Origin of the sequence: Ferrovibrio sp. (genome assembly GCF_017994015.1) — a bacterium.
Taxonomy (GTDB): domain Bacteria; phylum Pseudomonadota; class Alphaproteobacteria; order Ferrovibrionales; family Ferrovibrionaceae; genus Ferrovibrio.
In genome coordinates this window covers 26,723-43,434 of record NZ_JAGOLP010000002.1, presented here as the reverse complement: position 1 = coordinate 43,434, position 16,712 = coordinate 26,723, and the positions used below count along the sequence as shown (strand labels likewise).

Below are 16,712 nucleotides of genomic sequence, written 5' to 3'. Positions count from 1 at the left end.
GCCTAGATTGATGCGCTGCGCCTGCCGGCTTTGATGCCTAGTGCCTTGAGGCGTGACGCCAGCGTGGTGGGTTTCACATCCAGCCGTTCGGCGGCGCCGCCAGGGCCGAATATCCGGCCGTTGCTGGCTTCCAGCGCGGCCAGGATATTGCGCCGGTCGCGGGCGCGGCGGTCGCTTTCGGTCAGTACTTCCCCGGTTGGCACCTGCTCAGCAATGGGTGCCGCCGCCGGACGCGCATCGGGCGGCGTGGTATCGGGCAGGTCCAGCCGCAGCCGGCCCTGGCGCGCCAGGATGGTGCCGCGCTCGATCACGTTTTCCAGTTCGCGCACATTGCCGGGCCAGTCGTAGCGCGTCAGGCGGCGCATGTCGCCTTCGGTCAGGCGCAGGTCGCTGGTTTTCAGCTTGCGGCTGGCGCCGCGCAGGAAATGCGTTGCCAGCAGCGCGATATCCTCGCGCCGTTCACGCAACGGCACGGATTCAATCGGCACCACATTAAGGCGGAAATAAAGGTCCTCGCGGAAACGGCCCAGGCGCACTTCCTGTTTCAGGTCGCGGTTGGTGGCGGCAATGACGCGCACATCCACTTGCCGCGTGCGCTCCTCGCCCACCCGCTCAAAATGCCCCTCTTGCAACACGCGCAGCAACTTGCCCTGCAATTCGAGCGGAATTTCGCCTACTTCATCCAGGAACAGGCTGCCGCCATCGGCCAGTTCAAACCGCCCGACACGATCCCGCAACGCGCCGGTGAAGGCGCCTTTGACATGGCCGAAAAACTCGCTCTCGAATAATTCGCGCGGGATGGCAGCGCAATTGACCCGGATCAGCGGCCGGTCGCAGCGTTTGCTGGCATCATGGATGGCGCGGGCAATCAACTCCTTGCCGGTGCCGCTTTCGCCAGTCACCAGGACGGTGGCATCGGTCGGCGCCACCAGGTCGATCTGGCGCAGGATATTCTGGATCGCCGCCGATTGGCCGATAATGCCGCGATGATTGCCCTCCAGGCGGATTTCCTCCTGCAGATAGGCATTCTCCAGTTCCAGCCGCTGGCGCAGGCTGTCAACCTCAGCCAGGGCGGCGCGCAGCTTTTCCTCGGCCTCGCGGCGATGGCCGATATCGCGGAACACGATCACCGCGCCCACCACCACGCCACGGTCGCGGATCGGCGTGGAGGTATATTCCACCCAGACCGGGCGGCCCGAGCGGTGCCAGAACACTTCGTTATCCACCTGATGCACCGCGCCGTCACGGAAGGCGGCATAGATCGGGCAGGCCTCATGCGGGTAATGCGCGCCGTCATGCCGCGTATGGTGCACGATGGTGTGCATGTCCTTGCCCACCAGCTCCTCGGCCGGCCAGCCCAGCATGCGCTCGGCGGCGGGATTGACAAAGGTGGTCTTGCCCTCGGCATTCACGCCATAGATGCCTTCGCCGGCAGCGCGCAGGATCAGCTGGTTCTCACGCTCCATATCGCGGAAAAAACGCTCAACGCGCTGCCATTCGTTCAGGCCGCTGCGTACATAGCCTGCCGCTGCTTCATCCACCTGGCGGCGCCGGCGCGCTTCCAGGTCGCCGAGCGTGAGCAGCAGGCGCGGCGGCTGATCCTGATCGACCAGCACGGCGCCGGCATATTCCATCTTCAGCTCACGCCCGGCGGCATGGCGCGGCCGCAGCTCGCTGCTCCAATACTGGCCCTTGGTCAGCACCGCCTCGCTGAACACCATCAGGGCGGGTATCTGCCCGGGATGCAATGCAGCCATGGAGATGCCGCGCAAAGCGGCACGATCATAGCCCAGCAGGCGGCAGGCAGCCGGATTGGCATCCAGCACCGTGCCGCCATAGGGATCGGCCACCAGCATCGCATCCGGGTTCTGTTCAAAGGCCGCGCCATAGCCCGCGCCGGATTCACTCATGCTGATCGCCCAATTATGATAATTCGTAGTATGGACTACGGATTATCATAATATACGAATATTCGTAATCGCTTCCAAGCATAATCGGCGCTAAGTGATTGGCGGAATCCCGGCTTTCCCGCTCTAGGTGGTAAACATGGCATGAAGCTTGCTGCTGTGTGTGCAGTTGTTTCGGGCAAACAATGTTTTGCCCGGAATTTAGGCAACACGAGAGACGGAGGCCACCGCCATGTCGCTGTTCCAAGATCCCTTCGACGCCAATACCCGGCTGGATGCCTGCCCCTGCGGCCAGCATCACAGCCTGTCGGCGCATAACGCCGATGTGGCGGAATGGCAGCGGCAGACCCAGCTTCGCCTGACCACCGCCGCCGATGAGGAAAAGCGCCTGACCAGCGCCGTGGACCAGGCGGTGATCCGCGCCCTGATCCCGAATGACGTGACCCGTCGCCGCGTGCTGCATGCCGTGGGTGCCGGCACGCTGCTTTCGGCGGTGGAGCAGTTCTTCCCGCTCGCCACCGCGCGCGAGGTGTTCGCCCAGGACAAGGCGCCGCTGGAAAAGAAGGACCTCAAGGTTGGCTTCATCGCCATCACCTGCGCCACGCCGATCATCATGGCGCATCCGATGGGTTTCTATTCCAAGCATGGCCTGAATGTGGAAGTGGTGAAAACTGCCGGCTGGGCGGTGATCCGCGACAAGACCATCAACAAGGAATACGACGCCGCGCATATGCTGTCGCCGATGCCGCTGGCGATCACCACCGGCAGCGGCTCAAACCCGATCCCCTACACCATGCCGGCGGTGGAGAATATCAACGGCCAGGCCATCACCCTGGCGATGAAGCACAAGGACAAGCGCGACCCGAAGCAGTGGAAGGGCTTCAAGCTCGCGGTGCCGTTCGATTATTCGATGCACAATTACCTGCTGCGCTATTACCTGGCCGAACATGGCATCGACCCGGATACCGATGTGCAGATCCGCTCGGTGCCGCCGCCAGAGATGGTGGCCAATCTGCGCGCCGACAATATCGACGGCTTCCTGGCGCCGGATCCGGTGAACCAGCGTGCGGTCTATGACGGCGTCGGCTTCATCCATCTGCTGACCAAGGAAATCTGGGACGGCCATCCCTGCTGCGCCTTTGCCGCCAGCCAGGAATTTGTCACCAGCCAGCCCAACACCTATCGCGCCCTGCTGCGCGCCATCATCGAAGCCACCGCCTATGCCACCAAGGCGGAGAACCGCAAACAGATCGCCGAGGCGATTGCGCCGGCGGCCTATCTCAACCAGCCGGTGACGGTGGTTGAACAGGTGCTGACCGGCACATTCGCCGATGGCCTGGGCAATGTGAAGAAGGTGCCGGATCGCATCGATTTTGCGCCTTTCCCATGGCAGAGCTTTGGCATCTGGATTCTGACCCAGATGAAGCGCTGGGGCCAGCTCAAGGGTGATGTGGATTACCAGAAGGTGGCCGAGCAGGTTTTCCTCGCCACCGACACGGCCAAGCTGATGCAGGATGTTGGTCTCACGGCGCCCTCCAGCCCGTACAAGACCTTCTCGGTGATGGGCAAGGCTTTCGACCCTTCGAAGCCGGCTGAATACATCAACTCGTTCAAGATCAAGCGAGCCTGACCATGAAGGTATCCTTTCGCCTGCGTGCCGCCGCAGTATCGGTTGCCCTGCTCATTGCGCTGCTTGCCGCCTGGCAGATCGGCACCATGGGCACCGGCGCCACGCAGGCGATGGATCCTGAATATGCCAAGCTTATGGGTCTCACGGCCACGCAGGGCAAATCGGCCATGCCGGGGCCGTGGGATGTCGCCAAGGTGCTGGGCGCGCATCTTGCTGACCCGTTTTATATCAAAGGCCCCAATGACCAGGGCATCGGCATCCAGCTGGTCTATTCGATCGGCCGCGTTGCGCTCGGTTTTGGCCTGGCAGTGATCGTGGCGGTGCCGCTGGGTTTCCTGATCGGCCTGTCGCCGCTCTTCCGCCAGGCGCTTGATCCGTTCATTCAGGTGATGCGGCCGGTCTCGCCGCTGGCCTGGATGCCGCTGGCGCTCTACACGATCAAGGATAGCGGCATCTCGTCGATCTTCGTCATCTTCATCTGCTCGGTCTGGCCGATGCTGACCAACACCGCCTTCGCCGTGGCGAATGTGCGGAAAGAATGGCTCAACGTGGCGCTCACTTTGGAAGTTGGCACTTTCCGCCGCATCTTCCGCGTCATCCTGCCGGCAGCGGCGCCCACCATCCTCACCGGCATGCGCATCTCGATCTCGATTGCCTGGCTGGTGATCGTCGCAGCCGAGATGCTCGTGGGCGGTACCGGCATCGGTTATTTCGTCTGGAACGAGTGGAACAATCTTTCCATCGCCAACGTGATCAACGCCATCCTGTTCATCGGCGTGGTCGGCATGCTGCTTGATCAACTGCTCGGCATTGCCGTGCGCCTTGTCACTTATCCCGAGTAAGGCCCGCCATGACCCAGCCTTTCATCCAAGTGCAAGACCTGGCGCGCCGCTTCGCCAATCCGGCGGGCGGCAGCACCACGGTGTTTGAACATGCCTGGCTCAATATCGAACAGGGTGAGTTTGTCTGCATCATCGGCCATTCCGGCTGCGGCAAGACCACGGTGCTCAATATCCTGGCTGGCCTCGACAAGCCATCCGAGGGCGCCATCCTGCTGGAAGGCAAGGAAGTGGATGGCCCCAGCCTGGATCGCGCCGTGGTGTTCCAGAGCCATGCGCTGATGCCGTGGATGAGTGTTGAGCAGAATGTCGGCTTCGCGGTGGCCTCGCGCTGGCCGAAATGGAGCAAGGAAAAGGTGCGCGAACAGGCGCGCAAATTCATCGCCATGGTTGGCCTGGCCGGCGCCGAGGCGAAAAAGCCGTCACAGCTTTCCGGCGGCATGAAGCAGCGTGTCGGCATTGCCCGCGCGCTCTCGATTGAGCCGAAGATGCTGCTGATGGACGAGCCCTTCTCGGCTCTCGATGCCCTGACCCGTGGCACCTTGCAGGACGAGGTTTTGCGCATCCGGGCCGCCACCGGGCTTACCGTGTTCATGATCACGCATGATGTGGATGAGGCGATCCTGCTCGCCGACCGCATTGTGCTGATGACCAACGGGCCACAGGCGCGGATTGCCGAAGTGCTGGTCAACACGCTGCCGAAGGATCGCCAGCGTGAAACCCTGCACCAGCAGCCGGAATATTACCCGATCCGCAACCACCTGCTGGATTTCCTGGTGCGGCGTTCCAAGAACTTCGTGCCGCCAGCAGATTACGATCCGCGCAAGCCGCCGCATGTCTATGCCAGTGCGACGACGCCGGCGCGTGAAGCCGGCCTGCATGATGCAGCCGATTGATTAGGTAAGGACCAAGGAGAAAAAAAGTGCAGCGCAGCGAAGTGACCGAGAAGATCCTGGATGCCAAGCGCCTCAAGGGCTGGACCTGGAAAGACATCACCAAGAAGATCGATCCCAAGGAATCGACCATCTACCTCACCTGCGGCCTGCTCGGCCAGATGAAGCTGCTGCCGGAGCAGGCCAAGAAGGCGGCCAAGCTGTTTGGCCTCAGCAAGCTGGAAGAGACTTTGCTGACCGAAGTGCCGTATCGCGGCTCGCTGCCGCCGGGGCCGCCGACCGATCCGACGATCTATCGCTTCTACGAGCTGGTGCAGGTTTACGGCACTACCTGGAAGGAATTGATCCACGAGGAATTCGGCGACGGCATCATGTCGGCGATTGATTTCAACATGACGATGGAACGCCTGCCCGATCCCAAGGGTGATCGCGTCAAGATCGTGATGACCGGCAAGTTCCTCGATTACAAGCGTTACTAAGAAAAACAAAAAAAGCCAGCCAAGCCCCCCCGGAATGGAGTGTCCTGCTGATTGCCCGACCCAATAGAACTGCTTGATTTCATCGCCTATGCCGCCAAGCGCCTGGCCCAGCGCCAGCGTCTGGCGGCCCAGGCCCAGGAAGCCCGTGCCGCCATCGGCTATGCCATCGCGGTCAGCGACGTGCTGCATTGCCTGCAAGGCGAACGTGGCTCAAGCGCACTTTACATCGGCAGCAAGGGGCAGCAATTCAAGCCGGAATTGGCCAAGGCGCGGCAGGCACTGAATGAACGGATAGCGGCCCGGCAGGTGGCGCTTGAAGCCTGCCGGGCCTTTGCTTTGCTGAAGCCGCTGGTGGCGGCAGCCGATGCCGCCACGGCCGGGCTGGATCGCGCCCGCGCTGCCCGGCCGGCGATCGATGCGCTGCAATTCAATGCGCCACAATCGTTCCAGAACTGGACCCAGGCGGTACGCAGCGAACTCGAAACCCTGTTGCAGATCGGCCTGGCGCTGGAGCATCCGCGCCTGATCCGCATGCTGGATGCCTTCATTGCGCTGCTGGAAGGTTTGGAGAAATCCGCTCAGGAACGCGCCACCGGCTCGGCTGCGCTGGCGGCGGGACGGTTCGAACTGCCGGTCTATCAGCGCTACATGGCGCTGGCCTATATGCAGGAAGCCGATTTCGCCGCCTTCGCCGCCCGCGCTACGCCGGAACAGGCAGCGATGCTGCAACAGGCGCGCCAGGATGTGGCCTGGACCGATCTGCTGGCTTTGCGCAGCAAAGTGTATGAAGGTTTTGCGCTCGGCCATGTCGGCGGTGTGGCGGCGCCGCATTGGTTCGATCAAGCCACAAGGCGCATTGCCGTGGTCAATCAGGTGCGTGACCGCGTGGCGGCCGATCTGCGCGCTCTGGCCGGTGTGGAGATGGATGCCGCCGAACGCCGCCTGGTGCAGCTTTTTGCCCGCGGCATGCGTTTCGGCCTCGCCATTGTTGGCGGCGGCAATGGTGCGCTGGCGGAATTGCGTGGCCGCCATGCCGCTGCGCAGGAAGGCGCCGCGCAGCGTCTGCTGGAAGCGCGCCGGGCCCAGGCGCGTCAGGAAGCCGAGGCCCAGGCCCGCGCCGCAGCCCAGGCGCGCGAGAAAGTGGCGGCCGGCGAGGTGGCGGATTTTGTCGCCCGCGTGGTGGCCGGCGACCTTTCCAGCCGGGTGGCGCCCGATGGCAAGGAAGGTTTTTTCCTGCAATTGAGCCAGCAGCTCAATCACCTCACCAGCATGTTGCAGAACATGACCAGCGAGTTGGCCAGTGTCACCGAAGCTTTGGGCCATGGTGATCTGAGCCTGGAAGTGCAGGGTGATTATGGCGGCATCTTTGGCGAATTGAAGCAGAGCGCCAATCGCATGGCCGCCTTGCTGCGCGATTTCTCCGGCCGGCTAGCGCAGAGCGCGGAAACGGTGCAGGGCGCGTCTGAGGAAATCTCCCAGGGCAGCCTGGACCTGGCGCAGCGCAGCGAAAGCCAGGCTGCTGCGCTGGAAGAAACCGCCGCCACCATGCAGCAGATTGCCCAGACCGTGCGGCAGAATGCCGGGAATGCCATCGAGGCCGATGCGATGGCGCGCCAGGCGCGTGACAAGGCGGGGGCCGGCGGCGCGCTGGCGCAGGATTTGATCCAGTCGATGCGCCAGGTTGAGGAATCCGCCGACAAGATCGGCGAGATTGTCAGCCTGATGAACGAGATTGCGTTTCAGACCAATCTGCTGGCGCTGAATGCTTCTGTGGAAGCGGCGCGGGCTGGTGAAGCCGGCAAGGGCTTTGCCGTGGTGGCGCAGGAAGTGCGCAGCCTGGCCGGACGTTCGGCGGCGGCCTCGAAGCAGATCCGCCAGCTTGTTGATGCCTCGGGCGGCCATATCCGCAATGGCGTCGGCATGGCCAACCGCGCCGGCAGCGCGCTCACCGAAGTCAGCGGCGCGATCCAGACCGTCAGTGCGCTGATTGCTGAAATCGCTACCGCCAGTCGCGAACAGGCCGCCGGCATCGAGCAGGTCAGCAAGGCGGCCAGCGACATGGATGCGATGACCCAGCGCAATGCCGCCCTGGTGGAAGAAACCAGCGCCGCCGCCCAGGCCCTGACCAGCCAGGCCGCCGAACTTTCCGGCTTGGTGCGCTTTTTCAAGAAATAGCTGTGATCCAGCCGCCCATTGGCTTCGTATCATATGTAGCCGTGATCCCCTCTCACAGCCACGGCAGCGCCGCACCTCACCGGGAAGGCGTCGGGCGATGGCTCCCCCCAGCCATCGCCCGTTTCATTTTGTCGCATTCCCGCAAGCCGTGTATCCGTCGCCATTGTTGCGACTCGATATTAATCAGTTGCCCAACTTTGCGGCTGGCGGTACATCATTCCCAGCATGCTGCAACTGGATAGTTACTTCCGCCCGATCCGGGACTTCAGCGCCGACTCGCTGCCATTACTCGGTTCCTATGAACCGGAACTGGTGGCGTTGTCGGTGTTCATTGCCGTGCTCGCCGCTTTCATTGCCTTGTCGCTGTCGAACCGCGTGGCGGCGGCGCGCACACCCGGCGCGCGTTTTGCCTGGATTGCCGGCGGCGGTGTCAGCATGGGCGGCGGCATCTGGTCGATGCATTTCATCGGCATGCTGGCTTTTGGCCTGCCTTGCGCCATTGCCTATGATCCCTGGGTAACACTGCTCTCCATGCTGCCCGGCGTGCTGGCCAGTGCGGTGGCGCTGGTAGTGATCGCCGATCCGCGCGGCTTCTCCTGGCTGCGGCTGCTGCTTGGCGCCGTGTTGATGGGCGGCGGCATCGGCGCCATGCATTACACCGGCATGGCGGCGATGCGGCTGGATGCGCTGCTGCGTTATGATATTCCGCTGGTGGCGCTGTCGGTCGGCGTGGCCGTGCTGTTGGCCTTCATTGCGCTGGGAGTGCGTTTCCTGCTGCAATTGCAGCCTTTGCTCGCCACCTATTCCACGCCGCTGGCCGCCGCGATCATGGGCTGCGCCGTGCCGGGCATGCATTACACGGCGATGGCGGCGGCGCGGTTTTATCCCACAGCGGCCCCCACCCAGATCACGGCGGCGCTGGAACCCACCACGATGGCGCTGCTGATTGCGGCTTTCACCTTCTGTGTTGCCGCCATTGCTTTGGCGGCCGGTTTTGCCGGCCGGCAGTTTGAAACCGCGATCAGGCTGGCGGCGGAAATTGAGCGGCGTGGCGGGCTGGAGCGTGAATTGCGCGCCGACCGCACCCGGCTGCAAGCGATTTTTGATGGCGCCAATGACGGGATCGTCACCGCCAATGCCCAGGGCCAGGTGCAGCATTGGAGCCGTGGCGCGGAACGCATTTTTGGCTATAGCGCCGAGGAAGCGCGCGAGCTGAATGTCGCAACCTTGCTGCCCGGCCTGGCGTCGAGCGACTTCGGCAAACAATTGCGCCGCCGGGCACGCGGCGAACTGGCGCAGCTTACCGCCACCGAATACGAGACCGAAGCGTTATGCAAGGATGGTGCGCTGGTGCCGGTGGAATTGTCGGTCAGCGAAGCCAGCATAGACGGCGAATTGCTGCTCACCGGCATCCTGCGCGATATTACCGAGCGGCGCCGGGCGCAGCAGGAACTGGAGACGGCACGTCAGGGCGCCGAAGCGGCCAACCAGGCCAAATCCATGTTCCTGGCCAATATGAGCCATGAAATCCGCACGCCGCTCAATGCCGTGATCGGCATGGCGCATCTGCTGCTCAAGACCGAATTGGGGCCGCGCCAGCGCGATTATGTGCGCAAGATCCAGCAATCCGGCCGGCATCTGCTCGGCATCGTCAACGACGTGCTGGATTTCTCCAAGATCGAGGCCGATCAGCTGGTGCTGGAGCGGGTCGAGTTTGATCTTGAAGGTGTGCTGGTGGGCGTGTCCGACGTGGTGGCGGAACGCGCCAATGCCAAGGGCCTGGAACTGATCTTTGATCTGCCGTCCGATCTGCCCACCGATCTGGTGGGCGATCCGCTGCGGCTTGGCCAGGTGCTGATCAATTATGCCACCAATGCGGTGAAGTTCACCGAAGCCGGCGAAGTGGTGATCCAGGTGCGCCAGGAAGTGGTGGATGGCGACAGTGTGCGGCTGCGCTTTACCGTGCGGGATACCGGCATCGGCATCGCCGAGGATGAATTGCCGCGCCTGTTCCAGTCTTTCCAGCAGGCCGATGCCTCCACCACGCGGCGCTATGGCGGCACAGGGCTGGGCCTGGCGATTTCGCGTCGCCTGGCCGAGATGATGGGCGGCAGCGCCGGGGTCAGCAGCCAGCTTGGCCAGGGCAGCGAATTCTGGTTCACCGCCTGGCTCGGCAAGGGCCGCAACCAGCCCGGCCAGCGCCATGCCGAGCCGGCGCTGAATGGCCGCACCGCTTTGCTGGTGGATGACAATGCCAGCGCGCGGGCCACCATCGCCGACATGCTGGAAGCGATGCAGTTCCGCGTGGTGCAGGCGGCCAGCGGTGCCGAGGCATTGCGCCTGGCCGAAACCGAAAGCTACGACATCGCTTTTGTTGACTGGCGCATGCCGGAAATGGATGGCCTGGAAACCGTGCGCCGGCTGCGCGCCACGCGGCCGCAAGCGGCGGGTGTGGCGCATGTGCTGGTCACCGCCTATGGCCGCGAGGATGTGTTGCGCCAGGCCGAGGCGGCCGGGCTGGATGATATCCTGGTCAAGCCGGTGAACGGCTCGCTGTTGTTTGATTGTGCCGTGCGCATGTTGTTGGGCAGCGCTCCGCAACATGATGCCGCGCCATTCAGTGAATTGTCGCCGGATCAATCCGGCCTGCTGCGTGGCCGCCGCGTGCTGCTGGTGGAGGATAACGAACTCAATCGCGATGTGGCCTGCGATCTGCTGCGCGCCGTGGGCATCCAGGTGGCAGCGGCGCATGATGGCCGCGAGGCGCTGCACCGGCTGGACCATGAACAATATGATCTGGTGCTGATGGACATGCAGATGCCGGTGATGGATGGCCTGGCCGCCACCCGCGCCATCCGCGCCCAGAGCCAGTTCGCGGCATTGCCGATCATCGCCATGACCGCCAATGCCATGGCGCAGGACCGCGCTGCCTGCCTGGCTGCCGGCATGAATGATCATCTGGCCAAGCCGATTAATCCTGATCTGCTGTATGACACGCTGGCGCGCTGGCTGGCACCGGCGGCGAGCCTGGCCATGCCGCAGAGCACGCCGATCACCGTGCCGGCAATCTTCGCGCCGCTGGCCCTGTTGCTGGATGTGCCGGCCGGGCTGCGCCGGGTGCTGAACCAGCAGGATCGGTATCTCGCCATGTTGGGCAAATATGCCGCCGGCCAGCGCCAGGTGATCCAGCGTGTGCAGGCGGCGCTGGCTGTGGAGGATTGCACTGCTGCTGAGCGCGAGGCGCATACCGCGCGCGGCCTGGCCGGCAATATTGGCGCCGAAGCCGTGGCCGCCGCCGCCGCCCGGCTGGAAGCGGCAATCAAGCAGGGCTGCCCAGGCGCCGCCCTGGCCGATGAACTGGAACAGCTTGATGCCGCCTTGCAGCATGTGCTGGATGCCATCGATGCGTTGCTGGTGCGGATGCTGCCGGCAGAGACCGCACAAGCCGCACAGGCTGCGCCGCTGGAAAATGCCGCGTTGCAGCGCTTGCAGACCCTGCTGGCCGATGACGATCCGGCGGCGCGGGATTTCTTCGATGACCATGCTGCCGCGCTCGGCGCCCGCTTTGGTGCCTCGGCCCAGGCCGGGCTGGCGGCCGCTCTGGGGGATTATGACCTGCCGGCAGCGGCACAATTGCTTGCCCAGGCGGTGGCGGCAGAGACGACGTGATGAGCATGAATGATGATATTCCGGCGCCGGTGCGCCCCACTGTGCTGGCGGTGGATGACACGCCCGATAACCTTGCCCTGCTGCACGGCCTGCTGAAAGACCGCTATCGCGTCAAGGTGGCGAATAGCGGCGCCGCCGCCTTGCGCATCGCCACGGCCGTGCCGGCGCCGGATCTTATCCTGCTCGATGTGATGATGCCGGAGATGGATGGCTACGAAGTCTGCCGCCGGCTCAAGGCCGATCCGGCGACGCGCGATATCCCGGTGGTGTTCCTCACCGCCAAGGTGGATGTTGAGGATGAACGCTTCGGCCTTGATCTGGGCGCAGTGGATTACATCGCCAAGCCGATCAGCCCGCCGATTGTGCTGGCCCGCGTGCGCAACCATCTGCGGCTCAAGGATGCGGCGGATTTCCTCAAGGACAAGAACAGCTATCTGGAAAGTGAAGTGCAGCGCCGCACCCGCAGCCTGCGCGCCATCCAGGATGCGGTGATCATGGCGCTGGCCTCGCTGGCCGAGACGCGCGACAACGAAACCGGCAACCATATCCGCCGCACGCAGAATTATGTCCGCCGGCTGGCCGAAGCCTTGCGCGATCTGCCGGCTTTTGCCGCCCAGCTGGATGCCGAAACCATCAGTCTGCTGTACAAATCCGCTCCCTTGCATGATATCGGCAAGGTCGGCATTCCTGATGCCATCCTGCTCAAGCCGGGTAGGCTGACGGCGGATGAATTCGGCATCATGAAGCGCCATGCGCAATTGGGCCGCGATGCGATCGAGGCGGCATTGCAGGATCTGGAGGAAGGTGATCGCGCCTTCCTGCGCCATGCCTGCGATATCGCCGCCACGCATCATGAGAAATGGGATGGCAGCGGCTATCCGGCCGGCCTGGCCGGCGAGGCGATCCCGCTTTCCGGCCGCCTGATGGCGCTGGCCGATGTGTATGACGCCTTGATCAGCAAGCGTATCTACAAGCCGGCTTTCCCGCATGAGGAAGCCGTGCGGCTGATCCAGGAAGGCCGTGGCAGCCATTTTGATCCGCGCATCGTGGATGCCTTCCTGGCGATCCAGGCGGATTTCCACGCCATCGCCCAGCAATTCGCGGATTGAGGCTTCATTTTGGCGCCACCCGCCCTATCCTGGCGCCATGAACGATCCGCTGGATATTGCCTATACCGAGGCCGTGAAACAGGCGCAGCTGGCGCGCGGCAGCCGCCGGGCAGCGGCGGGCCGCATCGGTGCCGGCTGGTTTGATACCGCCAATGCCGATCTCGCTGCCTTCCTGGCCGAGCGCGATCATTTTTTCCTCGGCAGCGCCAGTGCTGCCGGTCAGCCTTATATCCAGCATCGCGGCGGCCCGCCGGGCTTCCTCAAAGTGCTGGATGAAAAGACACTCGGTTTCGCCGATTTCCGCGGTAACCGGCAATATATCAGCTTGGGCAATCTGAGCGAAAATCCGCAGGCCTTCATCTTTGTGGTGGATTACGCCCTGCAACGCCGCATCAAGTTGTGGGGTCGCGCCGAGGTGGTGGAAGGCGATGCCGTGCTGCTGCAAAAGCTGGCCGATCCGGACTATCAGGCGCGGCCGGAACGCGCCATCCTGTTCCATCTTGATCTCTGGGCGATCAATTGCCCGCAGCATATCACGCAGCGGGTTTCCGCCGCCGATATCGCCCCGGTGCTGGCGCGCTACGAAAACCGCATTGCGGAACTGGAAGCCGAGTTGAAACTCCTTAAAGCGGCCCAACCGGCGCCGTAATGCCGCCTGAATCGGCGGCGATACAGGCAGCATGCCCCGCTTGCCCCGCCTCATCCTGCTGCTGCTCGCCTTCTGCCTGGCGCCGAATACACCGGTCAGCGATGTGGCCGGTGCGCAACCTGCCTTGGCGCCAGCCGACTGGCAGCGCCTGGAATGGGACCGGCCCTATGGCGATTACCGCCTGGTGCTGACCAGCAAACTCGGCCTGCCGCCGGCCGAGGTGGCGGCGCAGGAACGTGCCGGGCGCCAGCCCGCCATCATCGAGCAGGTGTTTGAACTGCGCCGCGATGGCGCAACCCTGCTCACCATCAAGGATCACTGGCTCGATCCGGCACTCACCGGCCATGAAGGCCGGCTGCCGCCCTTGGGCAGCGACATCGCCGGCACCGGCCGGCCGCAATTCGCCCTCGTCGGCTGGTCGGGTGGGGCGCGCTGCTGCTACACGTTGCACCTGATCGAATTGGGGCCTATGCCGCGCCAGCTCGCCACAATCCCGGGCGGTGACGGCCTGCCGCGTTTCCAGCAGCGTGATGCCGAGGCCGGTCTGGAGATTGTGCTGGAAGATGACGCCTATGTGTTCTGGCGCGCCGCCTATTCGCAATCGGCCATGCCGCGTGTGGTGCTGAAATTTGATCCCGCTGCCGGGCAATACCGGCTGGCGCCGCAGCTGATGCGCCGCGCTGTGCCCAATCCGGCGCGGCTGGAAGCCGAGGCGCGGCAATTGCGCCTGGCGGAAATCTGGACCAGCGGCGAGGGCAGTTTTCTCGGCGGGCCGCCGCGTGGTGTGCCGCCCCGGCTGTTCCGCACCACGCTCGATCTGATCTATGGCGGGCAGTATGAACTGGCCTTGCGGTTTCTCGATGCTGCCTGGAATGACACGCATGCGGAAAGCAAGGCCGAGTTCCGCCGCGACCTGCTGGAATGCCGGCTGCGCGCCAGCCAATGGTGGCCGGATATCGCCGCGCTCAATGGCCTCAAGCCAGAGCCGCGCCCCAGCACCGGCTGCCGTGACCCGGACGGGTTTTAGCGCACCACGCCTAGCGCACCACGCCTAGCGCACCACGTTGGGCAGCACGTCGAGCACCAGGCCGTCGCCACGCAGCAGCACCACATCCTGGGCGATCACCAGCCGTTCGATGCCGCCGGGCAGAGCCGGCAGGTCGCGCAGCAGCGCGCTGGGCAGCAGCTCGCGCACGAAGTTCATCGGCAGCATAGCGCCTTTGGCCGGGCGCTGGCTCAGGCCGGCAGGCAGGTCGCGCGGCATGTTCTTGCGGCTGGCCTTGGCGCGGTGCTGGTCGTCGCGCAGGCGCTGGTAATAGCGCGGAATGATCCATTGATCCGGCCCGGCAAAGCCCGCCACCTGGTTGGCATCGGCGGCATAGGCGGCCGGCCCGGTGCCGATGAACTCGCCGGCCTGGCCACGTGTATCGGCGCCGGCCAGGCCGGGCAGCAGCATAAACACCAGCAAGGCCGCCGCGCCGCGCATCAGCCGGCCTCGGCCTGCACCACCGCCGGCATTGGGGCGGCGGCGGCTTCCTTGGCCTGCTGCTCGCGCAGGATATCGGCCTTGGAGCGTTTCACGCTGTCGGATTTCAACTGGCCGCAGGCGGCCATGATGTCGCGGCCACGTGGCGTGCGCACCGGCGAGGAATAACCGGCATTAAACACAATCTCGCTGAACTGGCTGATCGTGTTGTTGCTGCTGCATTCATAGGGCGCGCCGGGCCAGGGGTTGAACGGGATCAGGTTCACCTTGGCCGGAATGCCCTTCAGCAGCCGCACCAATTCGCGCGCATCGGCCGAGCTGTCGTTGATGCCTTTCAGCATCACATATTCAAAAGTGATGCGGCGCGCATTGCTCAGGCCGGGATAATCGGCGCAGGCCTGCAACAAGTCCTTGATCGGGTATTTCTTGTTGATCGGCACCAGCACATCGCGGATATCGTCGCGCACCGCATGCAGTGAAATCGCCAGGTTGACATCCAGCTCGGCGCCGCAGCGGCCGATCATCGGCACCACGCCGGCAGTGCTCAGCGTGATGCGGCGCTTGGAGATCGAGATACCCTCGTTATCCATCACGATGCGCAGCGCCTTGGCCACATTGTCGAAATTATACAGCGGCTCGCCCATGCCCATCATCACGATGTTGGACAGCATGCGGCCATCCTTGGGCGAGGGCCATTCCTCCAGGCAGTCGCGCGCCAGCATCACCTGGCCAACAATCTCGGCCGGGCTGAGATTACGCACCAGCTTCATCGTGCCGGTATGGCAGAAGCGGCAGGTGAGTGTGCAGCCGACCTGGCTGGAAACACACAGCGCGCCGCGATCCTCTTCCGGGATATGCACTGCCTCGGCTTCCTCGCCATCGGCAAAGCGCAGCAGCCACTTGCGTGTGCCGTCGGTGCTTTTGAGGTCACGGCTGGCGCCCGGGCGGCCAACCTGGAAACGCTGCGCCAGGCGCTCGCGCAAATCCTTGGCCAGCGTGGTCATGGTGCTGAAATCGCGCGCGCCGCGATAATAGATCCAATGCCAGAGCTGATTGGCGCGCATCTTGGCGGCCTTCTCGGCCTCGCCGGCCTCGACCAGCGCGGCGGCGATCTCGGCCCGGGTCAGGCCGAGCAATTCCACCGGCGCGTTGCCGGCCAGAGGCGCGGTGGCGGCGGCCGGGCGGGCCTGGATGTCGGGCACAAGGGCGGCGCTCATGAACCGGCTCCCGCCAGCGGACAGGCTTTGTCGATGGCTTTCAGGGCATCGCCAAAGCCGTTCAGGTCATAGGTATCGGTGGTGCTGGTGCCGCGCGCCGATTGGCCCTGCACCACCAACTGGCGGCCCTTTTTCAGCGCATCCACCAGTTTGGCATCGGTGCTGGCATCCGGCGCCCAGGCCGCCTCGCCATGGGTGAACATGGCCAGGTTATCCTTGCCGATGCTGACCTTGGCCGGGCTTTCCGGCTTCAGCGGATAGCCGAACACGATACTGACCTCGTTGCGGGTTTTGCTGGCCGGCTTATGCGTTACCAGCAGGTAGATTTCGCCGCGTTTGGCAGTGGCCGGTTCCTGCTTCTGCGGCAGGCCATGCAGATAGCAGGTGCGGCCATCCTTGCCGTCAAGCTGATAGGCCTGCCAGCCATGAAAACTGCCGATACGCTTGGTTTCCGGCCGTTTCGCCTTGCCTGGCTCGGCCTGCGGCGCAGCAGCGCTTTTGCCTGGCTGGCTCTGGCCTTGATTCTGTGCCTGGGCCGGTGCTGCCATGGCAGCAAAGCCGCAGGCCGACGCCAGGGCCAGCGCCAGAACCGAAATGGAGAGACGGGTGATCATTGCGGGGAACATAGCGATGCGGCGGCGGGTTTTCCACCCCCTTTC

13 protein-coding genes are annotated in these 16,712 nt (G+C 64.0%); 9 read left to right on the top strand and 4 right to left on the bottom strand.

Annotated elements, in window-relative coordinates:
* Positions 1-2: 2 nt before the first annotated feature.
* A complete protein-coding gene (locus KBB36_RS01920; RefSeq protein WP_290976090.1) occupies positions 3-1,910 on the bottom strand; it encodes a sigma 54-interacting transcriptional regulator in 1,908 nt (635 codons plus the stop codon).
* A gap of 229 nt (positions 1,911-2,139) precedes the next feature.
* Between KBB36_RS01920 and KBB36_RS01915 the strand changes: the two genes are divergently transcribed.
* The 9 genes from KBB36_RS01915 (at position 2,140) to KBB36_RS01875 (ending at position 14,377) form a co-directional block, all read left to right on the top strand.
* On the top strand, positions 2,140-3,537 hold the full coding sequence (locus tag KBB36_RS01915; RefSeq protein ID WP_290976087.1) for a CmpA/NrtA family ABC transporter substrate-binding protein: 1,398 nt from the start codon (positions 2,140-2,142) through the stop codon (positions 3,535-3,537).
* Positions 3,538-3,539: 2 nt separating this feature from the next.
* A complete protein-coding gene (gene ntrB / locus KBB36_RS01910) occupies positions 3,540-4,379 on the top strand; it encodes a nitrate ABC transporter permease (protein WP_290976084.1) in 840 nt (279 codons plus the stop codon).
* Between the two features lie 8 nt (positions 4,380-4,387).
* A complete protein-coding gene (locus KBB36_RS01905) occupies positions 4,388-5,272 on the top strand; it encodes an ABC transporter ATP-binding protein (protein WP_290976081.1) in 885 nt (294 codons plus the stop codon).
* Positions 5,273-5,298: 26 nt separating this feature from the next.
* Positions 5,299-5,748: a cyanase gene (gene cynS / locus KBB36_RS01900; protein ID WP_290976078.1), complete on the top strand. Its 450-nt coding sequence runs from the start codon at positions 5,299-5,301 to the stop codon at positions 5,746-5,748.
* A 51-nt stretch (positions 5,749-5,799) separates the two neighbouring features.
* Entirely contained in the window at positions 5,800-7,923 is a 2,124-nt protein-coding gene (locus tag KBB36_RS01895; protein ID WP_290976075.1) for a methyl-accepting chemotaxis protein, read from the top strand.
* A gap of 225 nt (positions 7,924-8,148) precedes the next feature.
* Positions 8,149-11,592 (top strand): response regulator, encoded by a 3,444-nt coding sequence (locus KBB36_RS01890; RefSeq protein WP_290976071.1) that lies wholly within the window; start codon positions 8,149-8,151, stop codon positions 11,590-11,592.
* A 5-nt stretch (positions 11,593-11,597) separates the two neighbouring features.
* The gene (locus KBB36_RS01885) at positions 11,598-12,701 is read left to right on the top strand and encodes a two-component system response regulator (protein ID WP_290976579.1); all 1,104 of its coding nucleotides are present in this window, start codon (positions 11,598-11,600) and stop codon (positions 12,699-12,701) included.
* 37 nt (positions 12,702-12,738) lie between these two features.
* Entirely contained in the window at positions 12,739-13,350 is a 612-nt protein-coding gene (locus KBB36_RS01880) for a pyridoxamine 5'-phosphate oxidase family protein (protein WP_290976069.1), read from the top strand.
* Positions 13,351-13,381: 31 nt separating this feature from the next.
* A complete protein-coding gene (locus KBB36_RS01875) occupies positions 13,382-14,377 on the top strand; it encodes a hypothetical protein (protein ID WP_290976066.1) in 996 nt (331 codons plus the stop codon).
* A 24-nt stretch (positions 14,378-14,401) separates the two neighbouring features.
* On the opposite strand, the gene KBB36_RS01870 is transcribed toward KBB36_RS01875, so the two are convergent.
* From KBB36_RS01870 to KBB36_RS01860, 3 genes are read right to left on the bottom strand one after another with little or no spacing between them, the layout of a single operon-like run.
* On the bottom strand, positions 14,402-14,836 hold the full coding sequence (locus KBB36_RS01870; protein ID WP_290976064.1) for a hypothetical protein: 435 nt from the start codon (positions 14,834-14,836) through the stop codon (positions 14,402-14,404).
* Positions 14,836-16,053 (bottom strand): 23S rRNA (adenine(2503)-C(2))-methyltransferase RlmN, encoded by a 1,218-nt coding sequence (rlmN, locus tag KBB36_RS01865; RefSeq protein ID WP_290976062.1) that lies wholly within the window; start codon positions 16,051-16,053, stop codon positions 14,836-14,838. Before rlmN ends, KBB36_RS01870 begins: the two co-directional genes overlap by 1 nt.
* A complete protein-coding gene (locus KBB36_RS01860) occupies positions 16,050-16,667 on the bottom strand; it encodes an invasion associated locus B family protein (protein WP_290976061.1) in 618 nt (205 codons plus the stop codon). The genes rlmN and KBB36_RS01860 overlap by 4 nt, the downstream gene beginning before the upstream one ends.
* Between the last annotated feature and the right edge of the window lie 45 nt (positions 16,668-16,712).

What these genes read in the sequence shown, in the direction of transcription:
- KBB36_RS01870 (WP_290976064.1), bottom strand. Translation starts at nt 14,836, where the DNA reads ATGCGCGGCGCGGCGGCCTTGCTGGTGTTTATGCTGCTGCCCGGCCTG.
- KBB36_RS01885 (WP_290976579.1), top strand. Translation starts at nt 11,598, where the DNA reads ATGAATGATGATATTCCGGCGCCGGTGCGCCCCACTGTGCTGGCGGTG.
- KBB36_RS01915 (WP_290976087.1), top strand. Translation starts at nt 2,140, where the DNA reads ATGTCGCTGTTCCAAGATCCCTTCGACGCCAATACCCGGCTGGATGCC.
- KBB36_RS01905 (WP_290976081.1), top strand. Translation starts at nt 4,388, where the DNA reads ATGACCCAGCCTTTCATCCAAGTGCAAGACCTGGCGCGCCGCTTCGCC.
- KBB36_RS01875 (WP_290976066.1), top strand. Translation starts at nt 13,382, where the DNA reads ATGCCCCGCTTGCCCCGCCTCATCCTGCTGCTGCTCGCCTTCTGCCTG.
- KBB36_RS01920 (WP_290976090.1), bottom strand. Translation starts at nt 1,910, where the DNA reads ATGAGTGAATCCGGCGCGGGCTATGGCGCGGCCTTTGAACAGAACCCG.
- KBB36_RS01880 (WP_290976069.1), top strand. Translation starts at nt 12,739, where the DNA reads ATGAACGATCCGCTGGATATTGCCTATACCGAGGCCGTGAAACAGGCG.
- ntrB (WP_290976084.1), top strand. Translation starts at nt 3,540, where the DNA reads ATGAAGGTATCCTTTCGCCTGCGTGCCGCCGCAGTATCGGTTGCCCTG.
- KBB36_RS01890 (WP_290976071.1), top strand. Translation starts at nt 8,149, where the DNA reads ATGCTGCAACTGGATAGTTACTTCCGCCCGATCCGGGACTTCAGCGCC.
- KBB36_RS01860 (WP_290976061.1), bottom strand. Translation starts at nt 16,667, where the DNA reads ATGATCACCCGTCTCTCCATTTCGGTTCTGGCGCTGGCCCTGGCGTCG.
- rlmN (WP_290976062.1), bottom strand. Translation starts at nt 16,053, where the DNA reads ATGAGCGCCGCCCTTGTGCCCGACATCCAGGCCCGCCCGGCCGCCGCC.